The 22,491-nt window shown below is 40.0% G+C and carries 23 protein-coding genes; 15 read left to right on the top strand and 8 right to left on the bottom strand.

Annotated elements, in window-relative coordinates; all coding sequences use genetic code 11:
- Nucleotides 1-26: 26 nt before the first annotated feature.
- Together lepB and rnhC are read right to left on the bottom strand one after the other, a co-directional pair.
- The gene (gene lepB, locus SCSH_RS07610) at nt 27-614 is read right to left on the bottom strand and encodes a signal peptidase I (protein WP_057491290.1); all 588 of its coding nucleotides are present in this window, start codon (nt 612-614) and stop codon (nt 27-29) included.
- A 13-nt stretch (nt 615-627) separates the two neighbouring features.
- Nucleotides 628-1,524, bottom strand: a complete 897-nt coding sequence (gene rnhC, locus SCSH_RS07615) for a ribonuclease HIII (RefSeq protein WP_057491291.1) — start codon at nt 1,522-1,524, stop codon at nt 628-630.
- 424 nt (nt 1,525-1,948) lie between these two features.
- Here rnhC and SCSH_RS07620 point away from each other — a divergent pair, with 424 nt between their 5' ends.
- The 4 genes from SCSH_RS07620 (at nt 1,949) to trxA (ending at nt 5,584) form a co-directional block, all read left to right on the top strand.
- Nucleotides 1,949-2,254, top strand: a complete 306-nt coding sequence (locus SCSH_RS07620) for a cell division protein ZapA (protein WP_057491292.1) — start codon at nt 1,949-1,951, stop codon at nt 2,252-2,254.
- The gene (locus tag SCSH_RS07625) at nt 2,251-2,796 is read left to right on the top strand and encodes a CvpA family protein (RefSeq protein WP_057491293.1); all 546 of its coding nucleotides are present in this window, start codon (nt 2,251-2,253) and stop codon (nt 2,794-2,796) included. Before SCSH_RS07620 ends, SCSH_RS07625 begins: the two co-directional genes overlap by 4 nt.
- A gap of 72 nt (nt 2,797-2,868) precedes the next feature.
- Entirely contained in the window at nt 2,869-5,199 is a 2,331-nt protein-coding gene (locus SCSH_RS07630; protein WP_057491294.1) for an endonuclease MutS2, read from the top strand.
- A 55-nt stretch (nt 5,200-5,254) separates the two neighbouring features.
- Nucleotides 5,255-5,584 carry a thioredoxin gene (gene trxA, locus SCSH_RS07635; RefSeq protein ID WP_305851980.1) on the top strand — a complete coding sequence of 110 codons (330 nt, stop codon included), beginning with the start codon at nt 5,255-5,257 and terminating at the stop codon, nt 5,582-5,584.
- A gap of 396 nt (nt 5,585-5,980) precedes the next feature.
- Here the strand turns inward: trxA and mutY are convergent, their stop codons facing one another.
- A complete protein-coding gene (mutY, locus tag SCSH_RS07640; RefSeq protein WP_057491296.1) occupies nt 5,981-7,132 on the bottom strand; it encodes an A/G-specific adenine glycosylase in 1,152 nt (383 codons plus the stop codon).
- Nucleotides 7,133-7,940: 808 nt separating this feature from the next.
- Between mutY and SCSH_RS07645 the strand changes: the two genes are divergently transcribed.
- The 4 genes from SCSH_RS07645 to rpsR all read left to right on the top strand — a co-directional run bounded on the left by SCSH_RS07645 (nt 7,941) and on the right by rpsR (nt 9,935).
- Complete coding sequence (locus SCSH_RS07645) at nt 7,941-8,591, top strand: nitroreductase family protein (RefSeq protein ID WP_057491297.1); 651 nt, start codon at nt 7,941-7,943, stop codon at nt 8,589-8,591.
- A gap of 169 nt (nt 8,592-8,760) precedes the next feature.
- Complete coding sequence (gene rpsF / locus SCSH_RS07650) at nt 8,761-9,051, top strand: 30S ribosomal protein S6 (RefSeq protein WP_057491298.1); 291 nt, start codon at nt 8,761-8,763, stop codon at nt 9,049-9,051.
- Nucleotides 9,052-9,068: 17 nt separating this feature from the next.
- Nucleotides 9,069-9,560: a single-stranded DNA-binding protein gene (locus SCSH_RS07655; protein ID WP_057491299.1), complete on the top strand. Its 492-nt coding sequence runs from the start codon at nt 9,069-9,071 to the stop codon at nt 9,558-9,560.
- A gap of 135 nt (nt 9,561-9,695) precedes the next feature.
- Complete coding sequence (rpsR, locus tag SCSH_RS07660) at nt 9,696-9,935, top strand: 30S ribosomal protein S18 (protein ID WP_057491300.1); 240 nt, start codon at nt 9,696-9,698, stop codon at nt 9,933-9,935.
- A gap of 197 nt (nt 9,936-10,132) precedes the next feature.
- On the opposite strand, the gene SCSH_RS07665 is transcribed toward rpsR, so the two are convergent.
- From SCSH_RS07665 to SCSH_RS07680, 4 genes are all read right to left on the bottom strand, one after another.
- Nucleotides 10,133-10,825, bottom strand: a complete 693-nt coding sequence (locus SCSH_RS07665) for a LiaF domain-containing protein (RefSeq protein ID WP_057491301.1) — start codon at nt 10,823-10,825, stop codon at nt 10,133-10,135.
- Nucleotides 10,822-11,178 carry a LytTR family DNA-binding domain-containing protein gene (locus tag SCSH_RS07670; protein ID WP_057491310.1) on the bottom strand — a complete coding sequence of 119 codons (357 nt, stop codon included), beginning with the start codon at nt 11,176-11,178 and terminating at the stop codon, nt 10,822-10,824. Before SCSH_RS07670 ends, SCSH_RS07665 begins: the two co-directional genes overlap by 4 nt.
- A gap of 139 nt (nt 11,179-11,317) precedes the next feature.
- Nucleotides 11,318-11,983, bottom strand: coding sequence for a DUF1129 domain-containing protein (locus SCSH_RS07675; protein WP_057491302.1), 666 nt, complete (start codon nt 11,981-11,983; stop codon nt 11,318-11,320).
- 465 nt (nt 11,984-12,448) lie between these two features.
- A complete protein-coding gene (locus SCSH_RS07680; RefSeq protein ID WP_057491303.1) occupies nt 12,449-13,393 on the bottom strand; it encodes a magnesium transporter CorA family protein in 945 nt (314 codons plus the stop codon).
- 131 nt (nt 13,394-13,524) lie between these two features.
- Here SCSH_RS07680 and uvrA point away from each other — a divergent pair, with 131 nt between their 5' ends.
- The gene (gene uvrA, locus SCSH_RS07685) at nt 13,525-16,350 is read left to right on the top strand and encodes an excinuclease ABC subunit UvrA (RefSeq protein WP_057491304.1); all 2,826 of its coding nucleotides are present in this window, start codon (nt 13,525-13,527) and stop codon (nt 16,348-16,350) included.
- Between the two features lie 179 nt (nt 16,351-16,529).
- Here the strand turns inward: uvrA and SCSH_RS07690 are convergent, their stop codons facing one another.
- Complete coding sequence (locus tag SCSH_RS07690) at nt 16,530-17,069, bottom strand: hypothetical protein (RefSeq protein ID WP_082581961.1); 540 nt, start codon at nt 17,067-17,069, stop codon at nt 16,530-16,532.
- A 36-nt stretch (nt 17,070-17,105) separates the two neighbouring features.
- On the opposite strand from SCSH_RS07690, the gene SCSH_RS07695 reads away from it, so the two are divergent.
- From SCSH_RS07695 to SCSH_RS07720, 6 genes are all read left to right on the top strand, one after another.
- Complete coding sequence (locus SCSH_RS07695; RefSeq protein WP_057491305.1) at nt 17,106-18,170, top strand: M24 family metallopeptidase; 1,065 nt, start codon at nt 17,106-17,108, stop codon at nt 18,168-18,170.
- A 90-nt stretch (nt 18,171-18,260) separates the two neighbouring features.
- Entirely contained in the window at nt 18,261-18,728 is a 468-nt protein-coding gene (locus tag SCSH_RS07700; RefSeq protein ID WP_057491306.1) for a deoxycytidylate deaminase, read from the top strand.
- Nucleotides 18,729-19,091: 363 nt separating this feature from the next.
- Nucleotides 19,092-19,652 (top strand): elongation factor P, encoded by a 561-nt coding sequence (gene efp / locus SCSH_RS07705; protein ID WP_057491307.1) that lies wholly within the window; start codon nt 19,092-19,094, stop codon nt 19,650-19,652.
- A 42-nt stretch (nt 19,653-19,694) separates the two neighbouring features.
- The gene (locus SCSH_RS07710; protein WP_057491312.1) at nt 19,695-20,084 is read left to right on the top strand and encodes an Asp23/Gls24 family envelope stress response protein; all 390 of its coding nucleotides are present in this window, start codon (nt 19,695-19,697) and stop codon (nt 20,082-20,084) included.
- Complete coding sequence (gene nusB / locus SCSH_RS07715; protein ID WP_057491308.1) at nt 20,077-20,511, top strand: transcription antitermination factor NusB; 435 nt, start codon at nt 20,077-20,079, stop codon at nt 20,509-20,511. The genes SCSH_RS07710 and nusB overlap by 8 nt, the downstream gene beginning before the upstream one ends.
- Before the next feature lie 202 nt (nt 20,512-20,713).
- Nucleotides 20,714-22,174, top strand: coding sequence for a glycoside hydrolase family 32 protein (locus SCSH_RS07720; protein WP_057491309.1), 1,461 nt, complete (start codon nt 20,714-20,716; stop codon nt 22,172-22,174).
- Nucleotides 22,175-22,491: the final 317 nt, after the last annotated feature.

The following is a 22,491-nucleotide window of genomic DNA, read 5'->3' on the forward strand; positions in this document are numbered from 1 at the left end:
TTGCTTCCGCTTATATTAACATTTTCTTACTTATTTGAAATGAAACGGACAGCGTTTAAAGGCCAGAAGCGAAATTTAACTTCGCCCACCAATTTATCTTTAGAGAAGGTTCCGACCTGACGGCTGTCTTTGGAAACAATTCGGTCATCTCCTAAAAGAAGATAGCGACCTTTTGGTACCTTAATGGTAAAACTGGCGCTTCCTTGGCTATCCGTTGTAAATGCAGTTGATTTTGCAGCTAATTCTTGAAAGTATGGATTATAAGAATAAGTTTTTTGCAGCTTATCCTTAGCAAATTTCTCTTTATACTGCTTCAAATAGGTCTCATCTGCTTTTCGGCCATTGATGGAGAGCATGTCATTTTCATAAGTAATGGTGTCACCAGGCAGGCCGATTACACGTTTGACAATATGTTTATTACCTTCAGCAGCGACTACAATGTCAAAATGTTTAATAGAAGCTGTTTTAACAACGATGAGGTGTTCTCCGTTGGCCAAGGTAGGATCCATGGAGTGACCTTCTACCTGAACAGGGAACCAGACAAAGAGACGCAAGAGTCCGAAAACGATAAGGAAGGACAAAAGGAGTCCCCATTCTTTTAAAAATCTTTTCATGATACCATCCTTATTATTTTAATAATTGATAAGCTTTTTCTGTGTTTTTAAAATGCAGCTTAGCTGTATGCCTGAGGCCATCTTCTCCGTAAGTTTTTAAAATCTGGCTGGCGGTTCTATCAGATTGAGCACCTGCACCACTGGGAAGTTTAAGACCGATTTCCTGACTTAAAGCAGCAAGATTATCTAAGAAGAGCTTGCGGGCAATAATAGAGCTGACTGCGACTGCCAGATACTTTCCTTCTGCCTTTTCTTCAAGACTGATGGGATTAGTGAAGCGATTGGCTTCATCTTTCACATACTTTTGATAATTATTGGCACTAGTAAAGGCATCAATAATTATTTTATCAGGTGATATGCCTTCTTGCAATAGCAGAAAAATAGCCTGATTATGCATAGCAACTTTAACGGAAACAGCATTGTGCATACGCTTAGGTCCCACAACTTGATTGTATTTTTGAGGTGTCAAAAAGAGGGCCTTATGCAGTATTTTGGCTTCCAATAAAGGAGCAATCTGCCGGATTTTAGCATCTGTCAAATTTTTAGAATCATCTACGCCTAGTTTTTTCAAAAAGGCATAGTCTGAAGGTTGGACAAAACTAGCCACCACAGCCAGACCGCCAAAATAAGAACCGTTTCCCACCTCATCAGAACCAATGGAAGCAAGATTTTTGCTGTTTTGTTCATTTGAATCTGGTGTGTCTGTCACAAAGCCCAGCTCTTGAGCCGTTTCTGGAACATTTTTTCCTTGGAAAACAACCTTACCTGAAGTGTAAATCAGGATCACAGTTCCCTTAAACTTGGCAGCAAAGCGTACATAAGTATTGCTGTTTTGAATGCGGTAGTTGCTGAGCTTTTCAATCAGGTTTTGAACAGCTTTTTCATCAAGCTGTAGAACAAAAGTATTCATAAAATATATTTTAGCATAAAAAAGTTAATCTTTGGAATATTCTGATGTGATATTATAATCCAGTTGTCAGAAGGCTAGTGGACCAGGGACACACACTTGTTTCAAGAATCGTGTTGGTCTGTTCTAGCTGCTTATGAAGAAACACAATTTTGCAGGGAGCAACTTATTTTTTAGTCTTATTGAAAAGCTCCTGATAGCTGTTGTGCTGATGGTAGCAGCTTTGTTAGTCAGAAACTTTGCCATCTTGTCTTAGTTTGATTTTGAATTTCTTTGAGTATGAGAAAACCTCAAAAATCCTGTAAAAATTTTTAAGAAAGTTTTTTTGCTGTTTTTTCTGCTTGAGAGGCCTTTTTTTGAAAGAAATTAAAAATTCTATAATTTACGAAAAAAAGATTTTACGCTATAATAAATTTGAGGTGAAATTATGACAAGCAAAAATCGTTACAAATTCACATTCGGTGAAAAAACATTAACTTTAACGACAGATAAAGACAATCTTTTTATGGAAGAGATTGAACGGGTTGCCAAAGAAAAATATGACGCCATCAAAGAAAAATTGCCTCAGGCCGATAATGAAACGATTGCTATTTTGATGGCTATTAACGCTTTATCAACCCAATTAAGTCGGGAAATTGATTTTGATAAAAAAGAAGAGGAACTGGAAAAATTTAGAACCAAGGAATTATCTATTCTTAAAGGCAGAGCACAGCGAAGCGGAGCTAAAAAATGATCTCGCTTTTAATTCTTTTGCTTTTGGCTTGGAATTTTTATATTGGCTATCATCGCGGTATTATTCTGCAGGTCTATTATTTTGTAGCTAATTTAATTTCTTTGGGAATTGCTGCAGTTTACTATAAGCCCTTAGCTGAGGCTCTGACACTGTGGATACCTTATTCTAATGCCAGTGAAGATGCTTCAGTTGCTTTTTTCAAATCAGTAGATTTATTTGAATTGGATAAGGTATTTTATGCTGGCTTATCTTTTTTCAGCATTTATGCTTTATCTTATATGCTTTTTCGTCTATTGGGAATTTTTGTTCATTTTATAAAGATGAACCGTTTTGATAAGCCTGTCTTTGCTTATGTCAGCGGAGGATTGGCAGTTTTAGTAAGTATGCTGTCCTTTAATCTCTTTTTTAGTATTTTAGCGACTATTCCCATTACTGCCATACAGAATTTTCTGGCGGGAAGTGTGATGATTCGTTTGTTGATTAATTTTCCTCTATTATCGTGGATTGTTAATCATTTTTGGATAGCAGCAGTATTGAAGTGAGGTCTGACCTCGCTTTTTTTGTTGGCTGCTTTTAGTGTCTGGCATTTGTCTGTCTTATGGTATAATAATTCCATGAATACAAAGATTTTAAATGCCTTAGAATTTGATAAGGTGAAAAAACAGTTTGCCGGTTTTCTGCAAACCGAGCAGGGTCAAAAAGAGTTGGACAGTCTGCTGCCAATGACTGATAAGGAAAAAATTGAGCGTTCTTTTAAAGAAATAGCGGATATTGAGCAGATTCATCAAGAATATGGTTCTTTTGGATTTGGACACAGTCAGGACATTTCTGAGAGTCTGCGCCGTCTGGAATTAGGAGCTGATCTTAATATTCAGGAACTGCTCGCAGTTAAGCGGGTCTTGCAGCTGTCAGCTGATATCAGTCGTTTTTATGCTAATTTAGAAAATGTTTCTTTGACCGTTTTAGATAGATTGTTTGAAAAGGTTGAGGCTTTTCCTGATTTGCAGGGAAGTCTGCAAGCTGTCAATGATAGTGGATTTATTGAAGACTTTGCCAGCCCAGAATTAAGGCAGATCCGTCAAAAGATTCAGCAAAATGAACAGCAGATTCGTCAGATTCTGCAGGACATGTTAAAAAAACAAGGCGACTTGCTGGCTGAAAATCTTATTGCCAGCCGCAGCGGCCGCAGTGTTTTGCCTGTGAAAAATACCTACCGCCATCGGATTGCAGGTGTCGTTCACGATATTTCTGCTTCTGGAAGTACTGTTTATATCGAACCCAGAGCGGTTGTCAACCTCAATGAAGATCTGACTCAGGCGCGTGCTGACGAACGTTATGAAATAACACGTATTTTGCAAGATTTAGCAAATAGACTGCGTCCTAAAACGGCTGCCATCAGAAATAATGCTTGGCTGTTAGGGCACCTTGACTTTGTTCGTGCTAAGTACCTGTATATGAAAGAATATCAGGCAGCAATTCCCAGCCTGACGTCTGACAAGACTATACAGCTGATTAGGGTTCGCCATCCTCTTTTGACTAATCCAGTAGCCAATGATTTGTATTTTGGTGCTGATACAACTGCTATTTTAATTACTGGTCCCAATACGGGCGGTAAAACGATCATGCTGAAAACTTTGGGTATAACCCAGCTGATGGCCCAGTCAGGTCTTCCCATTTTAGCTGATCCAGGAAGCAAAGCTGCTGTCTTTAAAGACATCTTTGCTGATATTGGTGATGAGCAGTCTATTGAACAAAGTCTGTCGACTTTTTCAAGTCACATGACACATATTGTTGATATCCTGCAGGCAGCTGATAAGGACAGTTTGGTTCTTTTTGATGAGCTGGGTGCCGGGACGGATCCTCAGGAAGGAGCAGCTCTAGCCATGAGTATACTGGAGCATTTGCGTCTATCAGACATTAAGACAATGATAACAACGCATTATCCAGAGCTTAAAGCCTACGGTATTGAATCTGATTATGTGGAAAATGCCAGCATGGAATTTGACATGGTAACACTAAGTCCCACTTATCATTTCATGCAGGGCGTTCCGGGACGTTCTAATGCTTTTGAGATAGCCCGCCGTCTGGGTCTTTCAGAAATTATTGTGTCAGAAGCTGAACAGTTAACAAATACGGATTCTGATGTCAATCAGATTATTGAGCGCTTGGAAAATCAGACAATTGAAAGCCGCAGACGCTTGGAGAATATTCGTGAAGTTGAACAGGAAAATTTAAAGTTCAATCGTGCGGTCAAAAAACTCTACAATGAATTCTCACACGCCAGAGATAAAGAATTAAATAAGGCTAAGGCCAAGGCACAGGAAATTGTCGATAAGGCTTTGACAGAAAGCGACAGCATTCTTAAAAATCTTCAGGACAAATCGCAACTTAAACCGCATGAGGTTATTGAGGCCAAAGGGCGGCTCAAAACCTTGGCTCCTGAAATTGATTTGTCTAAAAATAAAGTATTGAAAAAAGCCAAGAAAAAGCGGTCTTATCAAGTAGGAGATGATATTATCGTTAGCAGCTACGGGCAGAGAGGAACCTTGGTCAAGCAGCTTAAAGACGGTCGCTGGGAAGCTCAGGTTGGTTTAATCAAGATGACCTTGAAAGAAACTGAATTTGACCCAGTGCAAAAAAACAGTGCAAAAAATTCACAGAAAAAACAAGTCCAAGTGGTCAAAAGAAATTCTCAAAAAAATCCTCGTGCTCGGCTTGATTTACGCGGCAAACGTTATGAAGAAGCTATGCAGGAATTAGATGAGTTCATAGACCAAGCTCTTCTCAATAATATGGCTCAGGTCGATATTATTCATGGGATTGGGACTGGTGTTATTCGTGAGGGTGTCACCAAATATCTGCGCCGCAATAAAAATGTCAAAGAATTCGGTTATGCCCCTCAAAACGCAGGCGGTTCAGGAGCAACAATCGTCACTTTTAAATAGCGTAGTAAATATTAGGCAAACTGTATCTTTTAGTGTAGAATAAGCTTATAAAAAAATGGAGGAAAATATTATGACTAAAGCAGTTACAGATACAACCTTTGAAGCAGAAACGAAAGATGGACTTGTCCTTGTTGATTTCTGGGCAACTTGGTGCGGTCCTTGCCTTATGCAGGCACCAATTCTTGAGCAGCTTTCAGAAGAACTGAGTGAAGATGAACTCAAAATTGTCAAAGTTGATGTGGATGAAAATCCTAATACAGCACAGCAATTTGGTATCATGAGCATTCCAACACTTCTCTTTAAAAAAGATGGTGAAGTTGTTAAGCAGGTAGCTGGTGTTCACACAAAAGATCAGCTTAAAGCTATTGTAGCTGATCTTAGTTAATCCTTGTATTATTATCAGATGACCGAAGCTGAAAATACTTGGCTTCGGTTTATTTTTTTGGGTTCTTAAGCGATTGCTGCAGCAGATGATTTCTACTCGAATCGATAACTGATAAATGTACAAAAAAGGACCCTGATTTCTCAGGGCCTTTTCTAGGAGATTTATGAAAAAGAAAAGTTTTTAGGAATCCTATTGCTAGGATGACTATAGTATACGAACGATTCCTTAAGATAGACTTAAAGAATTCTTTCAGAAAACTTAAAGATCAAAATTAATTTTGCTGAGGCAGAAATAGCTGAGCTGCCTTCTCAAATAGGAATTTTAAGGCTTTCTACTCGATTTCTGCTGAGATGATTCCATAAAAAGGAAAGAGAAAATTTTAAAGATTTCTGGATTTTAGAGGCCTGTTTTCAAATAGGCTTCTATCATTTTTTTCTGAGGTGCAGCCATGGGAAATTGTTCAAAATCTTGAGCAGAAACCCAGCAGAGTTCATGTTCATCAGAAAGACTGTCAGCAGTTGTAAAGCCTTCTGTCAGAACGATTTGCCACTTTTGATGGCTAAAGGTATGTTTGACAGGCTGAAAAACTTTATCAGACCAATCAACTGTTAGTTGATAATCTTCTGAAAAAATGTGCTTTTGTGACTGGGTTTCTAAAATAGATGTCTCATCATTTTCAAAGAGATTCAGCTGCTGGCTGATAAAGTCCGTCTCCATAAGCGGAAAAGTCCAAAAGCCTGCCAGTAAACGGCCCTTATTATTTTTTTCAAGCAGAAAATCACCTTTTTGATTGCGAATAATAAAGGCTTGTATTTGCACAGGCCGCGGTTTTTTCTTAGGCAGTTTAATTGGATATTTATCCATTGTTCCATGGAGATAGGCAGCACTGAAAGAGCGAACAGGGTTTTCTTCTGGTCTTGGATTTTTAGCTGCTTCAATATCTGTCCCCAAGTCCATTAAGGCCTGATTAAAATCACCGGGCCGCTTGGGATCAATAAGGATTTTTGTAATAGCCTGAAAAATTTTCCGATTTTTAGGATCGCCAATATCATAGTCAACTTCAAAAAGTCTGGCCATAACCCGCATGACATTGCCGTCAACCGCCGGTTCAGGTAAATCAAAAGCGATACTGGCAATAGCTCCGGCTGTGTAGGGACCGATTCCTTTTAGGACAGCAATATCTTCGTAAGTATTGGGGAACTGTCCGCCGTGTTTTTCCATAACCTGCTGGGCAGCCGTTTGCATATTGCGCACACGAGAGTAATAGCCTAAACCTTCCCAGGCCTTAAGCAATTGTTCCTCGGGTGCCTGTGCCAAATCCTGAATGCTCGGAAACCAGTTCAAAAAACGTTCATAGTAGGGAATAACAGTTGCTACCTGAGTTTGCTGCAGCATGATTTCAGAAACCCAGATACAGTAGGGATTTTTTGTCCGACGCCAAGGCAAATCACGCTTTTCCTGATCGTACCAAGCCAATAAGGTTTTTCGGAAGGAAGCAATTTTGTCGGCATCCCACATTTTTATACCGTAGTCATTTAAATCTAGCATAAGTCTATTGTAGCAGATGCTGATTTATTTTCCAAAAAAGTTATATTTTTAACAGTTTTATCTTGACAAATGTAAGCGGTTACGATAAAATAAATTTAGAAATAAGATAAGAAATCGGAAACGATAAGGAGGAATTCTTATGGTAAGATTGAATATCGCACGGTATAAAAACGGAGATTAAAAATCTTTATAAGTAATTAGTTTTTTGTTCAATAGGAGGTGGCGCTTATGTTAATGCTTGATGTAGGTCGCTATAAGAACGGTGACAAAGAATAGACGGTAGGCAATAACTTTACAGATAATGTTTTATTGTAAATGTGGTAAAAAAAGCAAAAGGGCAATTAAAGATTATAATCAGGATATGAAGAATAAGTGACCAGAAACGATTGTATAGTAAGGAAGTTTTGGGTGGTTCTTATTTAAAATCTCTATAAGTAAAAAGACTCGCGAGTAATGCCCTTGCTTTGATGATAAAAATAGAGTTAAGGTCGACAATCTAGGTAGATAGTTAGGTTGGAGAGCTCAAAGACCTAGTAATTCTTAAATAGAATATAAAAGGAGGTCTACCATTTTAGAGATAAATCAGAAAGACTATGAAAATAGTGAATAACTCCTTAAAAATCAAAAAAGTGTACAGGAGAAGTCCGATGACACTTTAATTTTAGAATAGGAAAAACCCCAGCGATGAGCGTGTAAATCGTTGGGGTTTGTGCATTGTAAAAGGGCTTTTGGTTTTCATAATATAAATTGGGGAACAGGGTTATCATTAGGTGTAGCAAATACTTTTAATATAAAGGAGAGCAGTAAGATGACAGACTTTGTAAATAATAATTTCGCTGATATTCTTTTAAATCGACATTCTGTACGTCATTTTGATCCTGCTGTCAAAATCAGCCGCGATGAAATGTCTCAGATGATTGAGGAGGCCCATGTGGCTCCGTCTGCTTGTAACTTACAGCCCTGGCGGTTTATTGTCATTGACAGTGAAGAGGGCAAGGACAAGCTGCGTACTTTCTTTATGCGATTTAATATGCCGCAACTTGAAACTTCCTCAGCTGTTGTCATGATTTTTGGCGATACTGAAGCTTATAAATCTTATCGTGATTTGTGGAATAAGGCCTGCAATGACGGACAGATAAGCCCTGAAAAAAGAGACGAAGTTTTAAAAACTTTTCTGCCTTTATATGAAAATGCAAGTCGAGAATCACTCTTATTTGATGCTAAGACTAATAGTGCCCTTGTAGCTATGCAGTTTATGTTAGTGGCACGGGCTCATGGCTATGAAACAAATGCTATTCAAGGCTACGCTTCCAGTGCCGCTGCTGAAGCTTTAGGTTTAGATTCCGAGCGTTATGTGCCCTGCATGGCAATTGCCATAGGTAAGCCTGATCCTGCTAAACAGCAAGCAGAAGTCCATTCACAGCGCTATCCAGTTGAAAAAATCAGCGAATTTCTTTAAGAGACAGAAGAGGGCTGATCTAGCCTACAATAGAGCTGACTTTTGTTTGATTTTTTGAGAAAATTCCTTGCATTTGTCTTATAATTTTTGTATAATAGTATTTCGTGAGTATCCCTCACTTACCCCTTGTTTAGGCTTGGGGTCATTAGTCCAAAAGGAGGAAAAATCAATGGCAAAATACGAAATTCTTTATATTATTCGTCCGAACATTGAAGAAGAAGCTAAAAATGCTTTGGTAGAACGTTTTGACTCTATCTTAACTGACAATGGTGCAACTATTGTTGAGTCAAAAGATTGGGAAAAACGCCGTCTTGCATACGAAATTCAAGATTTTCGTGAAGGACTTTACCACATCATCAATGTTGAGACTGAAGATGCCGTAGCTCTTGACGAGTTTGACCGTCTGTCAAAAATCAACGGTGATATTCTTCGTCACATGATCGTTAAACTTGACGCTTAAGAAAGTAGTGGTAGTTTATGATTAATAATGTAGTACTAGTTGGTCGCATGACTCGTGATGCTGAGCTTCGTTACACTCCAAGCAATCAGGCTGTTGCAACTTTCACGCTTGCGGTTAACCGTAATTTTAAAAATCAAAATGGTGAACGTGAAGCTGATTTCATCAACATCGTGATTTGGCGTCAGCAGGCTGAAAATTTAGCCAATTGGGCTAAAAAAGGTACCCTGCTTGGAATTACTGGCCGTATTCAGACCCGTAACTATGAAAATCAGCAGGGACAGCGTGTTTATGTTACAGAAGTTGTTGCGGACAATTTCCAAATTTTGGAAAGCCGTGCTACACGTGAAGCTCAATCCCACAATTATAATGCTGGCGGCAATTTTGGCGGAAATAATTTTTCATCCCAGCAGGATGCTTCACAATCGCAAACACCAAACTTTGGCAGAGATGAGAGCCCATTTGGAAATTCAAATCCAATGGACATCTCAGATGACGATCTTCCTTTCTAAAAGGTTGAACGAATTGAAACTCATTGGAGTTCGGGTTGGAAAGCTCAGAAAAAAGATAAGTCATTTTGAAAATAAGAATTGTCTATTTTCGCTTGCTTTAAAGCCCCTAACATCATGATATAAAGGAGAAAAAACATGGCTCAACAACGTCGTGGCGGATTCAAACGCCGTAAAAAGGTTGACTATATCGCAGCTAATAAAATTGAATATGTTGATTACAAAGACACTGAATTGCTCAGCCGTTTTGTATCTGAACGCGGTAAAATTTTACCACGTCGCGTAACAGGCACTTCAGCTAAAAACCAACGCAAAGTGACAAATGCAATCAAACGTGCTCGCGTTATGGCGCTTATGCCTTTCGTAAATGAAGATTAAAATGTAAAGAAGTTGAGGTAAATCTCAGCTTCTTTTTTAGACTCATTATCAGCTGCAGCAGTTGGTTTATATTAACAGCAATCATTGCTGTCTGTTCCACTCCTTTTTAGTGCCTTACTAACTTGCACTTGCTAAGGGAGTAAAGTGACTAAGCAGCACAAAAAACACCAGCACACAGTTGTGCCAGTGTTTTTTTATTAGTACTGAATGACAGCTTCTCCCATAGATACTGAACCCGTAAGCACGACCGTTACAAGCTCGCTATCCGTATTAGGAATGCCTGCGAATGAAATGGAAGCAAAGGGGCTGCTTGCTTTATTAATGATTTTCCAGTTTTTAGGAATGCGAATATTGGTCTGACCAAAAGCGACGTCAAGTCTAATTTCGGGGGAGTCTGTCATAAACTGAGCTTGAGTGAAATCAATTGACTGTTCACCAAATTTAGTATTAATGTACACATTGGTCAATTGTTTAGATGTCACGTAAGTCATATTTTCTGAAAAAAATGTTCTCAGGTAAATATCGGTTTCATTGTCAATATAATTGGCATTTTTTTCACCTTCAAAATGATGATAAGAGGTGCTTTTATAAGTGTAAGAGCTACGGGAATTGATTAAATTATGCAAAACGACACCTATAAGGACAAGGCCAGCAAAAAGTGGTCCGACAGAGTAGGTGAAATGGAAAAGATTTTTAAGATAAATGCTTAAGAATCCCAGACCGATAAAGATTAAAATGAAGTTTCGGTTGCTGAGACCAAATAAAGAAAATAATAAAGCCAAGATTAGCATGCTATCTAAAATGAGATGCAAGGCTGGAAAGAAGGCTGTGATAATGAAATAGACAGCCAATGCCAATAACAGCAAATACCAAAAATATCCTTTTTTCATAAGAGACTCCTTTTTTTCATGATTAATGCTTTGTAGTATTTTCGAGAAACCCAGGTTGTTTTGGCTGAATTCCTGAAACTGATTTTTGGGGTGGAAGAAAAAGATTTATTGATGGCAGAAATTTCAAGACTGTTGGCAATTTGACTCTTGCCAATTTGCTGGAAATAATCGGGCAGCAATTCTATGAATTCACGCAAATGCAGTCGGCTTTGGTAGACCCGATCTTTTGTATGGACATAGGTTTTACGATTGTTGATTTCAATAAAAATGATATCTGAGATATTTAAAAAGAAGATTTCTTTATCTAAAAAGACCTCAATGGACTGGTGCTTGGGATTCAAATGGATTTCCATAACGCCAGGTGCTACGCTGTCATCAAAAATATATCTTGTCTCCATATATTAACTATAGCATAAAAGTTTATAAAAAAGGCCACTTTCTTTTTAAGTGGTCGTTTTTTATGTCTAAGCTGTTTTTAATGAACCTTGAAAGTTATTTTGCACTTTGCTGTGGTGCTAGAGTACTTTCAACATTGTATTTCTTTTTAAGCAGGTAGCGAATAGCGAAAGCAGCGGCACCGATAACAAGAAGTACTATTCCTGAGAGTTTAGGGTTAACAGCTGCAGGCAGTAAGCTAGACGCAGTGTAAAGCAACATCCAAAAGAACATAAAGAGAATCAACATTCCCATTGATTTCCACAAGCTTGGACGCTGATCTTTAGGTTTTCCTGAATGCCGATAGACAAAATAATAGCTAGCAAACATGACTGCTCCGCCACCAAAACCTATAAAAAGAATGGATATGATTCCATAGCTTGGGGTCTGCTTACTGAGGAAATTTAAAAGTCCTGTAACTAAAGCAACGATGGCAAGGAAAAACAGTGACGTATCCAACCACATCAGCCAAGGATTGGTATTTTTTGGTGCTAGTTTGTTAGCCTTAATTTCATCAGTTTCAATAAAACGTGCTGCCCAGACGGTTGGGGCACCAAGGAAGGAGCGAGCAGGAATTCCTTGCTTTTGTTTTTCCAAAATGTCTGGCAGGTTTTCTTCAAGAATAGTCTTGATGTCCTCGTCAGATTTACCAGCTTGAATGAGTTGATGAGTGACAATATTGATAAATTCTTGATTCTTTTTAGTGAGGTTTTGTAAATCCATGTGTTAGAATTCTCCTGTTTATAAAAATCTAAGTAAGAACATAGTAAGAAAAGACAGCCCGATATTTGGATATCTGAAGTTAGGTCGCATAAGAGGGAAATCGATCCTGTATTATCGCCTGTCCCAGTAAATGGTAAAAGGCATGTCGCCGGATAGCGGATGTCGGTAGAATGACGAGACACTTTTAGTGTCCGACATTCCAGGAAGGGTTACGCCGGACAGGAGGTCAAATCGATAATATTTGACCGCCTGTCCCAGTAAATGGGTAAGGCATGCCGCCGGATAGCGGATGCCGGTAGAATGACGAGACACTTTTAGTGTCCGACATTAAAAGCGTTACGCCGGACAGGAGGTCCAATCGATAATATTTGATCTCCTGTCCCAGTAAATGGGTAAGACATGCCGCCGGATAGCGGATGCCGGTAGAATGACGAGACACTTTTAGTGTCCGACATTCTTACCCATTTAGAACCATTTCTTTCTGATAAAGTAGATGACCACAATCGAGCTCATGGCAACTGCAATTAAAACAATGTACCAAAAAGCATGCTCCATACCGTTTAAGGGCAACCAGTTGTTCTGGAAGTTCATGCCATAGGCAGAAAAGACAACGGTTGGAATATCCAAAGCCATGGTCATCAGGGCTAAGGTTTTCATGATGGTATTTTGGTTATTGGAAATGATTGAAGCGGATGTTTCTGTCATGACATTAAGGACATTTTCGTAAATGCCAGCCATTTCAATGGCCTGCTGGGTCTCAATCAAGGTATCTTCCAGCAAATCCTCATCTTCAACATACTTTTTGAGACTGGAAGTGTTGCTGGAGAGTTTTTTGACAATCCGTTCATTGAGCTTAAGAGAAGCTCGCAGGTAGACAATTGATTTTTCCAGCTCCATCATGTCAATTAGCTGTTCGTTACGCGTTGCTTTTTCCAGCTGAGCTTCAATTTTGTCGCTTTGGCGATCGATGGAACGAAGGGCGGTCAGATAGAGCCCTGCATTTCGGTAAAGAAGCTGGAAGACAAAACGGGTCTTCATAAAGGTGTAAAAATTGCGTATCCGATGGTTTAAAAAATTGTCAAAAAGCGTCAGAGGTTCCAAACAAGTTGTAATAACAGCTGTTTCGGTCACGATAATTCCCAAGGGAATAGTAATATAGTAACTGCGGCTGTTACGCTCTTCTGGCGTAGGAACGTCAACGATAATAAGTGTGTAGTTATCTTCTACAGAAATCCGTGAAGTTTCTTCGACATCGAGTGGTGCCCGCAAGTCTGTAATGTCAATATTGAAATTTTCAGCAACCTGCAGTGACTCTTCCTGGGAGGGGTTGACCAAATTAATCCAAGCACCTGGCTCGAATGTTTCGATTTCTTTGAATTCTGTTGCTGTTGAAAGAAACATTTGCTTCATGACAAGCCCTCCTTTTCGTTTATTTAATACATACTGTTTTATTATACTACATTTGAAACATTTTTGGGCAACTGATTCTTAAATATTTGTTATAATAAGAGGATAAGACTAGAGAGAAGGCTCAATTCATTATGCAGGATAAGTTAGTTATTCATGGAGCGCGTGCTCATAATTTAAAAAATATTGATGTGGAGATTCCGCGTGATAAACTGATTGTCATGACAGGTTTGTCAGGGTCTGGGAAATCAAGCCTTGCATTTGATACGATTTATGCTGAAGGCCAGCGCCGCTATGTCGAGAGTCTGTCGGCCTATGCCAGACAGTTTTTGGGAAATATGGACAAGCCTGATGTGGATTCAATTGACGGTCTCAGCCCCGCCATTTCCATAGACCAAAAAACGACCAGCAAAAATCCGCGTTCAACAGTTGGGACGGTCACAGAAATCAATGATTATCTGAGGCTTTTGTATGCGCGTGTTGGTGTGCCTTACTGTAAAAACGGTCATGGTGCGATTACTGCTTCGTCTGTTGAGCAGATTGTTAATCAGGTGCTGACCTTGCCTGAGCGGACGCGCATGCAGATTTTGGCGCCTGTTGTCCGCCGGAAAAAAGGGCAGCATAAGTCTGTTTTTGAGCGTATCCAAAAGGATGGTTATGTCCGTGTGCGGGTTGATGGTGAGATTGTTGATATAGCAGAAGTTCCAGAGCTGTCTAAAAGTAAGATGCACAGTATTGAAGTGGTTGTTGATCGCCTGGTACAAAAAGAGGGCATTCGTGGCCGGCTGTTCGATTCTATTGAAGCAGCCCTGCGCTTAGGTGATGGCTATGTTATGATCGATACCATGGATGGCAATGAATTGATTTTTTCAGAGCATTATTCCTGTCCTGTCTGTGGCTTTACAGTGCCTGAGCTGGAACCGCGCCTCTTTTCGTTTAACGCTCCCTTTGGTTCCTGTCCGACCTGTGATGGTCTGGGCATCAAATTGGAAGTTGACTTAGATTTGGTCATTCCCGATGAGACCAAAACCTTAAGAGAAGGGGCGCTTGCTCCTTGGAATCCGATTTCTTCAAATTACTATCCCCAAATGCTGGAGCAGGCCATGGATGCTTTTGCTGTGGATATGGATAAACCTTGGAAGGATTTGTCGGATGAGGCTAAAAATCTGATTTTGTATGGCTCTGATGGTCAAGAATTTCATTTTCATTATGAGAATGAGTTTGGCGGTGTCAGAGATATCGATATTCCTTTTGAAGGTGTTGTCAGCAATATCAGCCGACGCTATCACGAAACCAACAGCGACTTCACCCGCAATGTGATGCGCGGTTATATGAATGAGCTGCCCTGTGCTACTTGTCAGGGTTACCGTCTCAATGATCAGGCGCTCAGTGTTCGAGTTGGCGGTGAAAAAGGGATGAATATCGGACAGGTATCTGATTTATCCATTGCGGATCATCTGGATTTACTGACGCATTTGGAATTGTCAGAAAATGAAAAAACAATTGCGACACCGATTGTTAAGGAAATCAAGGATCGTTTGACTTTCCTTAATAATGTTGGTCTTAATTACCTGACCTTATCGCGTTCGGCAGGAACCTTATCAGGCGGTGAGAGCCAGCGTATTCGTCTGGCGACTCAGATTGGCTCCAACCTGAGCGGCGTACTTTACATTTTGGATGAACCCTCAATCGGTCTGCACCAAAGGGACAATGACCGTTTGATTTCTAGCCTTAAGAAGATGCGCGATCTGGGCAATACGTTAATTGTGGTTGAGCATGATGAGGATACCATGATGGCAGCTGACTGGCTGGTTGACGTTGGACCGGGAGCCGGCGCTTCAGGTGGAGAAATTGTTGCTTCGGGCACTCCTAAGCAGGTCGCGAAAAATAAAAAATCCATTACCGGACAATATTTATCCGGCAAGAAACAAATCCCTGTGCCTCTGGAGCGCCGTAAAGGAACTGGTCGTTTCATTGAAATCAAGGGAGCAGCAGAGAACAATCTGCAAAAGATTAATGTCAAGTTTCCTCTTGGTAAATTTATCGCTGTAACAGGGGTTTCGGGTTCTGGCAAGTCAACCCTTGTCAATAGTATTTTAAAGAAGGCCATTGCGCAAAAGCTTAACCGTAATTCTGAAAAGCCAGGAAAATACAAGTCGATTTCAGGGATTGAGCATATCGATCGTTTGATTGATATTGACCAAAGTCCTATCGGCCGGACGCCGAGGTCAAATCCAGCAACCTATACAGGGGTGTTTGACGATATTCGGGATTTATTTGCTCAAACCAATGAAGCTAAAATTCGCGGTTATAAGAAGGGGCGCTTCTCTTTCAATGTCAAGGGCGGCCGCTGTGAGGCTTGCTCGGGTGATGGTATCATCAAGATTGAAATGCACTTTTTGCCGGATGTTTATGTGCCTTGTGAAGTTTGCCACGGCACCCGTTACAACAGTGAGACCTTGGAAGTTCATTACAAGGAGAAAAATATTGCGGAAATTCTTGATATGACAGTCAATGATGCGGCAGAATTTTTCGCACCGATTCCTAAGATTGCCCGCAAGATTCAAACCATCAAGGATGTTGGTCTTGGTTATGTGACACTTGGCCAGCCAGCGACTACTCTGTCGGGCGGAGAAGCTCAGCGGATGAAACTGGCCAGTGAACTCCATAAACGCTCGACGGGTAAGAGTTTTTATATTTTAGATGAACCGACAACTGGTCTTCATACCGATGATATTGCTCGGCTTCTTAAGGTTTTAGAGCGTTTTGTGGATGATGGCAATACGGTGCTTGTTATTGAGCATAATTTGGATGTTATTAAGACTGCAGACCATATTATTGATTTAGGTCCCGAAGGCGGAGTTGGCGGCGGTCAGGTTATTGCGACCGGAACGCCAGAAGAAGTGGCTCAAGTGCCGGAGAGCTTTACAGGCCAGTATTTAAAAAATAAGTTAAAATAGCAGCAAAGGGCAGGATCTTTATGATTATTATCATGAAAGTCCTACCCTGTTTTTTGTTGTACTGTTATCTTATTACTCTTCAGATATAGGTTGTTGCCTTCACTTTGCTCTACTGAGTGAGAATCCCATTTATTGAATAAATTGATCAAAGACAGCTGAACTGTCCTGCATCATGTCTGTTACTGTTGGGATAAATATTTTCTAACTTCTTCAGCCGTAAGTTTTCTGATTTCTGTATTAGGAAATTCTCTATAATCAGATGTTGAAAAGAGCGGGTTGCCGCTTATACAGCTCTTATCCTTGTTCTTTTTGAGATAAGCCAGCATGGTATTTTTATCTGTAAAGATTTTATAAGAAAACCTTCCGTTGCTGTTTTGAATTTCATAAATACCGCAGCACTGCTTCATGGTAAAATCTGCTGTTCTCAAATAAAGCTTAGCGATTTCTAGGGATTTAAACGGGAATTGCCATCTCTGTAACCCTTTTTCGGTCTGTTCAATACAAATACATTTCCCGCAGCTTCCACAAATGTATTGCGTGTGATTTTCTAAGCACTCTTTCGGATGAAGTAAAGGTGTTGCCCTGTTTTCCGCGACATAACATTCGTTGCAAATCATATGATTACCTCCATTGTTTCTATCAATATTATCCCACTTTTCATTTCTAAGAGCCAGTTGTTGACAGATTCTTCTCGGCTCTTTTAAATCTATTGAATTCATGATAAACTTATAAGCAAGAATACAGGAGATCTTTTCATGAAAGACAGAGTTCAAAAAGTAGAAGCTGCGCTGGCTGATGCCGGCTGTGATGCAGTTCTGGTGATCAATCTTAAAAATATTTATTATCTTACCGGCTTTTGGGGAACACAGGCAACAGTTTTTATTAGTAAGAACCGTCGCTTGTTTTTGACAGATGCTCGCTATACCTTGATTGCTAAGAATGTGGTTAAGGGTTTTGACATTATTGAAACACGTGATTCTCTGACTGAAATTGCCAAAACGATAGCTGGCGATAAATTAACAACAATTGGCTTTGATGATCAAGTGCCTTACCGCTGTTTCAGGTCTTTGGAAAATGTCTTTGCTGGCTATCATTTGCGACCAATGGCGGACTTTATTGAAGGTATCCGTATGATTAAGGATGCGGATGAAATTAAGGCTATCCGTCAGGCTTGTCAGATCTCTGATAAAGCTTTCTTGGATATGCTTGATTTTATTAAGCCCAATCAAACAACTGAACGTGATGTGGCTGACTTTTTAGATTTTCGCATGAGAAAATACGGTGCAAGCGGTGTATCCTTTGAAACGATTGCGGCATCAGGCTATCGTTCTGCCATGCCTCATGGAGTAGCAAGTGACAAGGTCATTCAGACGGGAGAAACACTGACAGTAGATTTTGGCTGTTACTATAATCACTATGTCAGTGATATGACCCGAACCATTCATATTGGCCAGGTGACCGATGAAGAGCGTGGCATTTACAATCTTGTGTTAAAGGCTAACAAGGCTTTGATTGAGACGGCCAAAGCTGGAATGACTTATATCGACTACGACCGTGTCCCGCGCCGTGTTATCAATGATGCGGGCTATGGTCCGTATTTTACTCATGGCATTGGCCACGGTATCGGACTTGATATTCATGAAATACCTTATTTTGGAAAATCTAGTGAAACGATTGCTGCTGGAATGGTTTTGACAGATGAACCAGGAATCTATCTAGAGGATAAATATGGTGTTAGGATCGAAGACGATCTCCTTATTACTGAGGACGGCTGTGAGGTTTTGACATTAGCCCCTAAGGAATTGATTGTTCTGACGTAGAAATACTGACAGTCAGCAATTATTTTAACTGCCTGCTGAGGCTAGGTTTTATCGTTGTTACTTTGATTTTATGCAGCAAAAGGAGTTCTTATGGCAGAAACAAAAAGACTTTCATGGCAAGATTATTTTATGGCAAATGCGGAGCTGATTTCCAAACGTTCAACCTGCAACCGAGCCTATGTGGGAGCTGTCCTGGTTAAGGATAATCGTATTATTGCTACAGGTTATAATGGCGGGGTAGCTGCGACGGACAACTGTAATGAAGCAGGGCACTATATGGAGGACGGCCATTGTATTCGAACCGTCCATGCGGAAATGAATGCCCTTATTCAATGTGCTAAAGAAGGTATTTCAACCAATAATACAGAAATCTATGTGACGCATTTTCCGTGCTTGAATTGTACCAAGGCCCTTTTGCAGGCGGGGATTACGAAAATTACTTATAAGACTGCCTATCGCATGCATCCTTTTGCTATTGAGCTGATGGAGAAAAAGGGTGTTGGCTATTATCAGCATGATGTCCCTGAATTGACACTTGGCGGTAAGATAGATGACTAAAAGTAGTGGACAGCTACTTCAAAGCTTGGCTGACTAAGGATACTAGCCATTGGCCGATATGATTACTGAGGATGTTTGCTATAGGGAGAATTATGTTCAGAGAACCGCAGCCTTAGGCAGTTAAAACACTGGTTTTCAAACTGGAATCAGCTAAGGAACTGTATTTGATTGGTAAAGGAAATGTGTGCTCGAAACTCATTGGCAGAATTTTAATCCAAAGCAAGACACATTTTTCCTTATTGAGATGAATTTATGGTGTTAGTGTGTCTCTGGCATTTCTCAAATCATTGCAAAATGATTTGAGGATAATAGCTTTTTATGATAAAATGAGATGATAATATTTTGTAAAGAGGTATAGAAAAAATGATAGAAGCAAGTAAGCTTAGAGCTGGCATGACTTTTGAAACAAATGATGGTAAATTGATTAAAGTTCTTGAAGCTAGCCACCATAAGCCAGGTAAAGGCAATACAGTAATGCGTATGAAATTGCGTGATGTCCGTACGGGTTCGACTTTTGATACGACTTACCGTCCGGAAGAAAAATTTGAACAGGCAATCATAGAAACACGTCCTGCTCAGTACCTTTATCAAATGGATGACACAGCTTATTTCATGGATACAGAAAACTATGAGCAGTATGAAATTCCAGTTGTAAATGTGGCAGAAGAATTGAAATTCATTTTGGAAAATTCAGAAGTAAAAATTCAATTCTATAATACAGAAGTTATTGGAGTTACCATCCCAACAACTGTTGAGCTGACAGTTACTGATACTCAGCCATCTATCAAGGGAGCAACCGTAACTGGTTCAGGGAAACCTGCAACGCTTGAAACAGGACTTGTTGTCAATGTGCCAGATTTCATTGAAGTTGGTCAGAAATTAATCATTAACACAGCTGAAGGGACCTACGTTTCTCGCGCTTAAGTCAAGCTAGATTTATAATTTTCATTGAGAAAGGATAACATGATGGCAAATGAAATAATTGGAGATATTGTTATTTCTCCGCGTGTGCTTGAAGTGATTACAGGCATTGCGACCACCAAGGTTGACGGTGTCCATTCACTGCACAATAAAACAGTAGCGGACAGCCTCAGCAAAGTCGCTCATGGACGGGGAGTTTATCTTCAAACAGAAGAAGACGGTACTGTAAATGCAGATATCTACGTTTACCTGCAATATGGCGTAAATGTTCCTGCAGTCTCTATAGCTATTCAGCAAGCTGTTAAAACAGCAGTTTATGATATGGCAGAAGTCAGCCTTTCGGCAGTTAATATCCATGTTGTTGGCATTGTTCCTGAAAAAACACCAAAACCTGATATGAAAACCCTGTTTGATGAGGATTTTCTGGATGGCTAGTGCATTTATTGATTCAAGACGTGACCTTCGTGAACGTGCCTTTCAGGCACTCTTTTCTTTGGAATTTGGCGGCGACAATCTCAAGGCTGCTAATTTTGCTTATACTTATGACAAGGCTGAAGAAGAGGTTAGCCTGCCTCTTTTCTTACTGGCCTTGGTCAATGGTGTAACTGAGCATAGAGAAGAACTGGATAACACTATCTCTCAGCATCTTAAAACAGGTTGGACACTCTCCCGCTTGACGCTAATTGATAAAAATCTGCTGCGTTTGGGCTTATATGAAATCAAGTACTATGATGAAACGCCTGAACGTGTTGCTTTGAATGAAATCATTGAAATTTCAAAAAAATACTCTGACAAAAAGTCCAGTAAATTTATCAATGGGGTTCTGAGTCAGTTCATTGTTGAGAAAAAATCAGAAGCTTAGACCGATTTATTTTGCTGCTTACCAAAGCGCAAGGAGCAACCGGCTTTTTCTGCTATTGCTAAATATATAACATTTAGGTAAAAATAGTTTCTATGACAGCGGTCAGCAGTGGCTGCTGTTTTTGTGTGAAAAAAAGAATGATTGAAAAATGAAAGCGCATACGCTATAATAAAAGCAATTGTTCTAACTAAAGGAGAAAGAAATGAGAGAGTGGACACAGGAAGAACGTTACCGTGTCTTGCAGGATCCTAGTGAGATCTGCGGACTTTATGATAGCATTAGGAAGTCTGATTACAGGCAGACTTATCACATCCAGCCGATTACAGGTCTATCCAGTGATCCAAATGGCTTTGTTTACCATAAGGGTGTTTGGCATCTTTTTTACCAGTGGTGTCCTTGGGGTGCTGTGCATGGTCTAAAATACTGGTATCATACAGTTTCGACAGACTTGGTTCATTGGGAAAACCACGGTGTGGGTATTTATCCGGATTCTTTCTATGATAACAAAGGGGTGCATTCTGGCTCAGGTTTTTCGACAGGAGACAATCTCTACCTTTTTTATACAGGCAACCACCGTGATGAAAATTGGGTACGGACACCTTATACCTGTGTTGCTGAGTTGAAAGAGTCAGGGGAGTTAATCAAAGCTTCTGAACCTCTTTTTGGTCCTCATGAGAATTATACGGAACACCAGCGTGACCCTAAGGTTGTTTATGATGAAGACACTCAAAAATATTACATTCTTTTGGGAGCGCAGTCTAAAGATCTTAAGGGCAAGGTTTTAATCTATAGCTCAGATTCTTTACTGGAGAACTGGACGTTTGCTGGGGAATTGCAGGTTCCAGGTTTTGAAGATCTTGGTGGTATGTGGGAATGCCCATCTATTGAGCGCATTTCCGGCAAGGATGTTCTGGTCTTTTCACCCCAGTATACAACCTTGCCGCATCGTGGTAAAAATACCAATCATAATGTCTATTTGCTTGGAAAAATGGATTATAAGAACTTAACATTCACAGCAGAAGGAACCTATCATTATTTGGATTATGGCTTTGATTTTTATGCTGCCCAGTTTGCTGCTAATGTTAAAGATTCTGATAAGGCTGTTTTAACAGCTTGGATAGGACTGCCGGACAATCATTATCCAAGTGAAGCGGAAGACTGGGAAGGAAGCCTTACCCTGCCGCGTGAACTGCGCCTTGTTAATAATCGTTTGCTGCAGCGGCCTGTGCCAGCTCTTGCTTCGCTGCGAAAGAAAGCTGTAGTTTTAGATAAGGAATTGCCTAGGGTCTGTGAAATAGAAGTATCAAATCATCAAGGTCAGGATTTTGAGCTGAAGCTTTTCACTAAAAAAGATGGCAGTGGCGGTTTTTGTATTTCCTATGACAGTGATACAAAGGTTTGCACGGTTGACCGCAGTCAAATGGATCAGCGGTTTAACACCGAACTTGGTGAAAGTTTGCCAGTTTCTTTGGAGGATGAACTGACCAAACTAACTCTTTATATAGACAAGAATTCCATTGAAATTTTTATGAATGATGGACAAGCGACTTTCACCTCCCATCTTTACCCTACTAAACAAGAAGCTTATTACACTGCGGATTCTTGTCTTAATTTGCAGGCTTGGCTGCTAAAAACAGCAGTGACAGATGATTTTGTTGTTTAAAAAACTCACAAAGCTTTAGCTTGTGAGTTTCAACTTGAAGACAAAGTCTTTTATGAGACTTTCCTTAGGTGATGCGGACGGCAGCGACTTCCTTCGGAATTCCATGCCTAAGATTTGAGCCTAAGGTCTCAAATCTTCCGAGTGGCAGAAACAATGGGGTTTCTGCCACTTTTATCACGGCGGAAAGTCTCGGATTAAGGCTCGCTTCGCTCGCAAACCAAAGCCATTGAATTGATATTTGAAGAGCTTCAAAGCATGTTTGCATTGAAAAATGTGTTTGTCTATACTCTGAAACTCACAAAGCTTTAGCTTTTGAG

Origin of the sequence: Streptococcus orisasini, from assembly GCF_001431045.1 — a bacterium.
GTDB classification, from domain to species: domain Bacteria; phylum Bacillota; class Bacilli; order Lactobacillales; family Streptococcaceae; genus Streptococcus; species Streptococcus orisasini.

Excerpts from the sequence above, each read along its gene's own strand:
- lepB (WP_057491290.1), bottom strand. The coding sequence starts at position 614 with ATGAAAAGATTTTTAAAAGAATGGGGACTCCTTTTGTCCTTCCTTATC.
- rnhC (WP_057491291.1), bottom strand. The coding sequence starts at position 1,524 with ATGAATACTTTTGTTCTACAGCTTGATGAAAAAGCTGTTCAAAACCTG.
- SCSH_RS07620 (WP_057491292.1), top strand. The coding sequence starts at position 1,949 with ATGACAAGCAAAAATCGTTACAAATTCACATTCGGTGAAAAAACATTA.
- SCSH_RS07625 (WP_057491293.1), top strand. The coding sequence starts at position 2,251 with ATGATCTCGCTTTTAATTCTTTTGCTTTTGGCTTGGAATTTTTATATT.
- SCSH_RS07630 (WP_057491294.1), top strand. The coding sequence starts at position 2,869 with ATGAATACAAAGATTTTAAATGCCTTAGAATTTGATAAGGTGAAAAAA.
- trxA (WP_305851980.1), top strand. The coding sequence starts at position 5,255 with ATGGAGGAAAATATTATGACTAAAGCAGTTACAGATACAACCTTTGAA.
- mutY (WP_057491296.1), bottom strand. The coding sequence starts at position 7,132 with ATGCTAGATTTAAATGACTACGGTATAAAAATGTGGGATGCCGACAAA.
- SCSH_RS07645 (WP_057491297.1), top strand. The coding sequence starts at position 7,941 with ATGACAGACTTTGTAAATAATAATTTCGCTGATATTCTTTTAAATCGA.
- rpsF (WP_057491298.1), top strand. The coding sequence starts at position 8,761 with ATGGCAAAATACGAAATTCTTTATATTATTCGTCCGAACATTGAAGAA.
- SCSH_RS07655 (WP_057491299.1), top strand. The coding sequence starts at position 9,069 with ATGATTAATAATGTAGTACTAGTTGGTCGCATGACTCGTGATGCTGAG.
- rpsR (WP_057491300.1), top strand. The coding sequence starts at position 9,696 with ATGGCTCAACAACGTCGTGGCGGATTCAAACGCCGTAAAAAGGTTGAC.
- SCSH_RS07665 (WP_057491301.1), bottom strand. The coding sequence starts at position 10,825 with ATGAAAAAAGGATATTTTTGGTATTTGCTGTTATTGGCATTGGCTGTC.
- SCSH_RS07670 (WP_057491310.1), bottom strand. The coding sequence starts at position 11,178 with ATGGAAATCCATTTGAATCCCAAGCACCAGTCCATTGAGGTCTTTTTA.
- SCSH_RS07675 (WP_057491302.1), bottom strand. The coding sequence starts at position 11,983 with ATGGATTTACAAAACCTCACTAAAAAGAATCAAGAATTTATCAATATT.
- SCSH_RS07680 (WP_057491303.1), bottom strand. The coding sequence starts at position 13,393 with ATGAAGCAAATGTTTCTTTCAACAGCAACAGAATTCAAAGAAATCGAA.
- uvrA (WP_057491304.1), top strand. The coding sequence starts at position 13,525 with ATGCAGGATAAGTTAGTTATTCATGGAGCGCGTGCTCATAATTTAAAA.
- SCSH_RS07690 (WP_082581961.1), bottom strand. The coding sequence starts at position 17,069 with ATGAATTCAATAGATTTAAAAGAGCCGAGAAGAATCTGTCAACAACTG.
- SCSH_RS07695 (WP_057491305.1), top strand. The coding sequence starts at position 17,106 with ATGAAAGACAGAGTTCAAAAAGTAGAAGCTGCGCTGGCTGATGCCGGC.
- SCSH_RS07700 (WP_057491306.1), top strand. The coding sequence starts at position 18,261 with ATGGCAGAAACAAAAAGACTTTCATGGCAAGATTATTTTATGGCAAAT.
- efp (WP_057491307.1), top strand. The coding sequence starts at position 19,092 with ATGATAGAAGCAAGTAAGCTTAGAGCTGGCATGACTTTTGAAACAAAT.
- SCSH_RS07710 (WP_057491312.1), top strand. The coding sequence starts at position 19,695 with ATGGCAAATGAAATAATTGGAGATATTGTTATTTCTCCGCGTGTGCTT.
- nusB (WP_057491308.1), top strand. The coding sequence starts at position 20,077 with ATGGCTAGTGCATTTATTGATTCAAGACGTGACCTTCGTGAACGTGCC.
- SCSH_RS07720 (WP_057491309.1), top strand. The coding sequence starts at position 20,714 with ATGAGAGAGTGGACACAGGAAGAACGTTACCGTGTCTTGCAGGATCCT.